Source organism: Solemya velesiana gill symbiont (genome assembly GCF_002020805.1).
Taxonomy (GTDB): Bacteria; Pseudomonadota; Gammaproteobacteria; order Chromatiales; family Chromatiaceae; genus Sedimenticola_A.
The window spans coordinates 1-6,058 of sequence record NZ_MPRJ01000109.1 but is presented as its reverse complement, the minus strand read 5'-3'; the positions used below and the strand labels follow the sequence as shown (position 1 = coordinate 6,058).

Here is a 6,058-nt window from a genome sequence, read left to right as displayed (position 1 = left end):
CTGTTCGCGAACAAGTTCGCTCCTACAAAGGCACATATCGGTCAACGGTGTTAACGTCCACCCAGCAGTGCGGCTTTCTCCCGCTTGGGTCTTGGGCTGACTGCGTTTTCGTAAGGGGCAGGGTGACTGAATCCAAAGTCGCCTCGCCAAACCTACTCAAGATAAGCCTAGGGAGAGGAGTGGTAGGGGGATCTGCCCCAATGGAGCAGGTCGTGATCATTCATGCGTCAGGCGGTAGAGCGCTTCAGGCATTCATGAATTGCTGTGGAGTCGAAATCGTTCCCGGCAGAATGCTTCAGGCATAGACGGATCTCATTGTCGTCCTGTTCAACCTGCATGGATTCGAGTTTTCCGCCCAGGTTGATTTCGCACCCAGGATTACCGGCAAGGCAGCTGTTGAGACAGTCGAGCAGCTTGGCCTGCTTCGAGGCATCGATGTCGATCCTTAACCCGTTTGATTCCTTCTGTACCCAGTAGTGCATGATGACACCTCTGTTATCAGGGCGTTGTAGTGGTTTCGGGTTTCCATGCCGTGGTTTCAGACCAGTATCCCAATCTGAAACGAAAAAAGGCTCGGTGCCGAATGGCATCCGAGCCTTGTTCCTGAATTTGGAGCGGGAAACGAGATTCGAACTCGCGACCCCAACCTTGGCAAGGTTGTGCTCTACCAACTGAGCTATTCCCGCGTCGTGAGAGGCAGCTATTGTATGGACTGCGTTCCGGCTGTCAAGGGGTATAGTGGTTCAGATGGCGTTCGTAATCTGTTTCTCAGCTTAATTCCATGCCAAACATCTCCTCCGTTTGGCATAGGAATAAAATACCTTGTATTTGGAGAGGATTTCAACCGTCTGCAGCGTGTTTGTGACGGAGTTCACGAAAATACCTGTTCGAACAGGAGCTTCAGACTGATGCTGAGGGTAACGATGACAATCAGTGGCCGGATGATTTTCACCCCCTTCAGAAATGCCAGGTGAGCGCCCAGGCGACCTCCGATGAACTGTCCCAGGGCCATGGTAAGGCCCAGCGACCAGATGACATGCCCGCCGACGATGAACAGGGCCAGTGAGCCGATATTACTGGCAAAATTGAGCACCTTGGTATGGGCCGTGGCCTTGATCAGGCCGTATCCCAGGAGAGTGACGAACCCGATGAGGAAGAAAGAACCGGTCCCGGGGCCAAAGAAGCCGTCATAGAATCCCCCGTCAAACCCGACCGTGGCACCAAAAAACACGGTGCCTATGCGCTGTTTGGCCTGGTCTTCCCGGATGTTGGGTGTGAACAGGAAATAGAGCGCGACCAGAATTAGCAGGATGGGGATGAATGCGGTCAGAAAGGAGAGATCGATCGACTGGACCAGCAAGGTACCCAGCATGGAACCGATGAAGGTTGCCCCGATCATGAAGCCGGCCTGCTTCAGGTCGATCATCTTTTTTCGGATAAAGAACAGGCTCGAGGAGAAGGTGCCGAAGGAGCCCTGCAGCTTGTTGGTGGCCAGGGCCTGGACCGGTGAAATGCCTGTAGAGAGCAGCACCGGCAGTGCAATCAGTCCGCCCCCCCGGCAATGGCATCCACGGCGCCGGCAACAAGCCCGGTGCCGAAAAGCAGCGCCAGCAACAGGAGGTCGATCTGGACTTCAGGCATTGAGCAGGCTTCGTACTTCAGTCAACCAGGATAAGTACATAGCCCAACTCGATATACTGGTTGATTTGTGCAGGGCCGGATGGGGCGACATCCACATAGGCTGGAAAGTCCCGGTCTGTTTTGCCCTGCCAGGAGGCATGGGTGCCGCAGACATGTACGGGAACATCGGATTCGCCAAGGTTCTGAACCAACTCGTGTACCTCCTTGAATTCATCGGTCTCATCCGAGAGTAGGGCAAACTGTTCTATGCCATGACTTACCAAGGCGATCTCAAGATTGGGGAAACGGTTGCGAAGGCGCTGAATATCTTTCTGGATCTGGGGCAGAAGCCGGTCGAGGGCGTCATCATCCCCGCTGACCACCTCGAATACGATGCCTTCGGGAGGCTCTGGAGCGGCGATGATCTTATCAACCTGGCTTGCGGTACCAATTCCAGGGATGAACAGTATCAGGCCTAACAGCATGGCGGCTATCAGGGCTTTCGTATTATAGATTGTGTATCGTTGTGCCATTTTTCAATCTCGCGCCGGTACAGAATTTAAAGTATAAACCTGTTCGATCAGAGATCGGGTATTTTGTTCACTGAAATCGGTTTGGGCCAGTAGTGGCCGATTCTCTCAGCCGCGGTTTCCTCGTTGCCGCTGGCGAAAAAAGAGACCACGCCTTCTCTCTCATGGCCCGGGTGTCGGTTTACCGGTTCCAATCGACGGATCACTTCACTTGCTACCGCTGGGCCGGTATCGATGATGGCGATTTCATCGCCCGTTATCTTTCGAATCTCAGGAATCAGGAAAGGGTAGTGGGTGCAGCCCAGGGCAATGGTGTCAGCTCCCTGCTGCAGCATCGGCTCGAGATAGCCGGTGAGCATGCTGCGGGTCTCCTGGGTCTCAACCCGTCCCTGTTCCACCTGGTTGGCCAGGCCGTTGCAGACCTGTGAGATGACCGCCACTTCGCGCCCATGACGATTCACCAGGTGGTTGTACTTCTCGCTGCTGAGTGTTCCCTGGGTGGCAAGGATGCCAATGGTTCCGGAACGGGTTCGATTGGCGGCTGGTTTCAGACCAGGCTCTACGCCGACAATCGGCAGTTCCAGGTGCTGCCTGAGAGAGGCGATGGCCACTGCCGTGGCGGTATTGCAGGCTACGACGATGGTTTTGACTTCACGGCGGCAGAGAAAGTCTGTGATGAGCCTGATTCGCGCCAGGATTTCATCAGCAGATCGTTCACCGTAAGGGGCGAAACCGGAGTCAGCGACATAGATGAGGTCTTCATTGGGCAATTCACGGTGGAGGTGGTTGAGAATACTCAGTCCGCCGATACCGGAGTCGAAAACACCAATGGGTGAAGTTGGTTTCATCAGGGCGAGGGTGATTTGTTGAAAACTGCCTGTTCAAAGGTGATGGATACTACCATCTTTAATGATCAGGATTTCCCCTTCTTCCATGGGCTGCCAGTTCTCGCCGGTCAGGGGTACCGTGGCAACGAGGACTACCGATTGGTCGCATTGTTCGTGCTGTAATACGACCCCGGGGATCTCATGGCTCTCCTCTGAAAGGCCGCAAGTACGCGAGAGCCAATGCAGCCCTGGGGGGTGGTAGCCTTCAAGGCCAGGCTGGGTTCGTTTGTCACCGTGGGCAAAGACGTAGTCGCCGTCGGAGTAGATGAAATTTGCCGGTCCCACCGGGCGCAGGCGCCTGGCAAAATCCTCCAGTAGCCTGTAACGGGCCTCAAGGGTAGGTTCGCCGGTTTGCCAGAGCGGTTGCATCAGGTACATCAGGTGGCAGAAGGCGTGTTCGGAGTCTGTCTCACCAATGGGTTGCCAGTTGCCTGTTTCGAAACCCGGAAGATCGATAATGCCATCCAGGTCGCCGTTGTGGGCGAAGGTGTGCATGCGTCCTCCCAGTGCGCGGGAGAAGGGCTGGGTGTTGCGCAGCTGGCGCTCCCCCACCGTCGCCATTCGGATATGGGAGATGATGATGTTGCTCCTGAAGCCGTGCTCCTGCAGAAACCGGACACAGGGGCTGTTACTGGCCGGAAAGGGTTCGCGAATCAGGCGTACATCCAGGTGTTCATAGTGGGCTACGCCCCAGCCGTCCTTATGGGGGCCGTTCAGGCCACCGCGATCGGCGAACTCCTCGAGGGAGAAAGAGATGTTGGTGTTGTAGAGGCTGGAGAGGGCAAACAGTTCACACATAGGGTATTCGTTATTCGGTACCGATCAGGGTCTCGTCAATGAGCAGGTCAACGATAGCATGCAAAGCCTCTTCGTGGGACTTGCCTTCAGCCATAGCCTGTTCATAGGCGGCTACCTGGCGGTGGGCACTGGTTCCTTCCCGTAGAATGGTTTTCATGTGCTCCAGTTCGTCGACGCAGTTGAAGAACTCTGCATCCTCCCTGATCAACTCGATGATTTCATTGGCCAGTTTTTCGAAGGGCACAATCTCCCCGCGACCGAAATCCAGGAGGCCTTCATCGATGCCGTAGCAGTGAGCTCGCCAGCGGTTTTCGTTAATCAGAAACGTATTGTACTGGCGCCAGCGCTGGTTGCGTCGATGCAGGCGGTAGAGCATGCGAGTCCAGCAGAGATAGAAGGCGGCAACACACATCGCATCATCAAGTCGGGTGCAGACGTCGGATATGCGCATCTCGAGGGTGGGGTAGCGTGCACTGGGGCGGACATCCCACCAGATTTTGGTCGCATCTTCGATAACGCCTGCCTGTACCAGGATGTCCACGTGGCGCCGGTACTCACCGTAGCTGTCGAAATACTCGGGGGTGCCGGTTCTGGGCATGCCGTCCCAGATGGAGAGGCGATAGGATTTGAGCCCGGTGTTGCGGCCTCGCCAGAACGGTGACGAGGTGCTCAGTGCCAGCATGTGGGGCAGCACGTAGCGGACCTGGTCCATGATATCCACGCGCAGGTCGTCATCCTCGATCCCGACATGGATGTGCATGCCGCTGATGACCAGTTGGCGCACCACCTCCTGGAGGTCCTGTGCAAGCTGCTCGTAGCGCTCCTTGTGGGTGTGCTCCAGCTTGGAGGGTTTGCCGAAAGGATGGGTTTACGCCGCAACCACGGCGAGGCCGTGGCGTGCCGCAACGGTGGCAACGGTTTTCCGAAGGTAGGCCAGTTCCTTTCTTGCATCACTCAGGGAGGTGCAGACATCGGTGCCTACTTCTATCTGGCACTGCAGAAACTCGGGGGAGACCTGCCCCTGAAGCGGCCCCTCGCACTCCTTGAGCATGGATTCAGGGGCCTCGCTGATCAGGTTGCGACTCTCCCGGTCGACCAGCATGTACTCCTCTTCAATACCGATGGTGAAGCTGGGCTCTTTCATATCACCTCTCCCTGTTTGGGTCTGGAGGAGAATGCCTGGTTGAGCAGCCCGGATGCATCGAGTACCGCTGAGAGATGCTCATGGATGAACCCGGCCCAGTCTTCTGCTCCTTCGTCAGATGCAATCAAATCCTGTCTGACTTCCAGCAACACATGAGGGTGGTCGGTATGCTCGCAGTGCACTTCCATTGTGTATCCCAGTGGGCTCCTGGCATGGTAAGGCTCATTGTCTCCGACACAGATTCCGGGGAGGGGGCGACAGTCGTTGGATGAGCGGTCCGGAGACTCGCTGGTCCCTGTCTCAGAGCACCCCGATGTGCCAGGGGCGCTGATAACCCCGGTATACCGGGGTGAAACTGTGCAGTGAGAGAGTCACCGGCGTCATGCCGCGGGCCGCGATTTTCCCCAGCTCCTCAGTAACCCGGTTGTGATAGGGCCAGAAGAGTTCATTTTCGCGGCTGATGATCTGCTCGGTTGTGAGGGACTTGTTGGCCGGGATATCAATCTCGTCACTCACCTCGGGGATGGAGGAGCCGTCTCCAGGATGTCGATTCAGATCGATGACCAGCCGCGAATAGCCGCTGATGAAGAGCCGGGCGTCAAACAGCATGGCGAGTCGTCGCGCGGTATTTTCCGCACCGATATCGTAGGCGATATGCTCTTCGAACAGCGCCTCGTCTATGCCCATTGTGCCCAGTGTTGCAGGTGTGCGGTTGCGTGTGTGATCACACAGGATGACCAGTGCACTGCCACCTTCGGCATTGTGCAGCTCCCAGGCTGGTGGCTCGCCAGGCATGAGGAGGGTAGCGGGTGAATTGTTGGCTTCAGCGGTTTCGGGCATGGCTCCTGTGCATCTCCAGTGCACTTTTTTATTATGTACAGGATGTACGGTAAACCGCGGGCGCAGGGATGCGCAGGAGCGGCTTGTTTCTTCCTAAACCAATTTGACGCCTGAGTATATAGCGCAATGCTTGGTTAAAGCTTTGTGTACGCCCAGCATGGGTATGAACTAATGAGGTGAAAGTCCTCTGTAGGAAGGTCACCATCCATAGCGATTAATAATCCTATTAGATGCGAACT

General features: G+C 56.0%; 7 protein-coding genes, 1 tRNA gene and 1 pseudogene. All 9 read right to left on the bottom strand.

The genetic code is table 11. The features are described 5' to 3' along the window. Positions 1-227 precede the first annotated feature (227 nt). A complete protein-coding gene (locus BOW53_RS12240) occupies positions 228-482 on the bottom strand; it encodes a hypothetical protein (protein WP_135607104.1) in 255 nt (84 codons plus the stop codon). A gap of 128 nt (positions 483-610) precedes the next feature. Next, positions 611-686, bottom strand: a tRNA-Gly gene (locus tag BOW53_RS12235). 185 nt (positions 687-871) lie between these two features. Continuing rightward, positions 872-1,531, bottom strand: a complete 660-nt coding sequence (locus BOW53_RS12230; RefSeq protein WP_342748437.1) for a TSUP family transporter — start codon at positions 1,529-1,531, stop codon at positions 872-874. A 127-nt stretch (positions 1,532-1,658) separates the two neighbouring features. Beyond that, entirely contained in the window at positions 1,659-2,153 is a 495-nt protein-coding gene (locus tag BOW53_RS12225) for a DsrE family protein (protein WP_245832141.1), read from the bottom strand. Positions 2,154-2,200: 47 nt separating this feature from the next. Further along, complete coding sequence (gene murI, locus BOW53_RS12220; RefSeq protein WP_078488256.1) at positions 2,201-2,998, bottom strand: glutamate racemase; 798 nt, start codon at positions 2,996-2,998, stop codon at positions 2,201-2,203. A gap of 33 nt (positions 2,999-3,031) precedes the next feature. Beyond that, on the bottom strand, positions 3,032-3,835 hold the full coding sequence (locus tag BOW53_RS12215) for a class II glutamine amidotransferase (protein WP_078488255.1): 804 nt from the start codon (positions 3,833-3,835) through the stop codon (positions 3,032-3,034). Between the two features lie 10 nt (positions 3,836-3,845). Next, positions 3,846-4,979: pseudogene (locus tag BOW53_RS12210) on the bottom strand (carboxylate-amine ligase). Beyond that, the gene (locus BOW53_RS12205; RefSeq protein ID WP_078488254.1) at positions 4,976-5,167 is read right to left on the bottom strand and encodes a hypothetical protein; all 192 of its coding nucleotides are present in this window, start codon (positions 5,165-5,167) and stop codon (positions 4,976-4,978) included. Before BOW53_RS12205 ends, BOW53_RS12210 begins: the two are co-directional and overlap by 4 nt. A gap of 112 nt (positions 5,168-5,279) precedes the next feature. Continuing rightward, positions 5,280-5,819 carry an N-formylglutamate amidohydrolase gene (locus BOW53_RS12200; RefSeq protein ID WP_078488253.1) on the bottom strand — a complete coding sequence of 180 codons (540 nt, stop codon included), beginning with the start codon at positions 5,817-5,819 and terminating at the stop codon, positions 5,280-5,282. Between the last annotated feature and the right edge of the window lie 239 nt (positions 5,820-6,058).

Coding starts and splice junctions, on each gene's coding strand:
- BOW53_RS12200 (WP_078488253.1), bottom strand. CDS start 5,819: ATGCCCGAAACCGCTGAAGCCAACAATTCACCCGCTACCCTCCTCATG.
- BOW53_RS12240 (WP_135607104.1), bottom strand. CDS start 482: ATGCACTACTGGGTACAGAAGGAATCAAACGGGTTAAGGATCGACATC.
- murI (WP_078488256.1), bottom strand. CDS start 2,998: ATGAAACCAACTTCACCCATTGGTGTTTTCGACTCCGGTATCGGCGGA.
- BOW53_RS12225 (WP_245832141.1), bottom strand. CDS start 2,153: ATGGCACAACGATACACAATCTATAATACGAAAGCCCTGATAGCCGCC.
- BOW53_RS12215 (WP_078488255.1), bottom strand. CDS start 3,835: ATGTGTGAACTGTTTGCCCTCTCCAGCCTCTACAACACCAACATCTCT.
- BOW53_RS12205 (WP_078488254.1), bottom strand. CDS start 5,167: ATGGAAGTGCACTGCGAGCATACCGACCACCCTCATGTGTTGCTGGAA.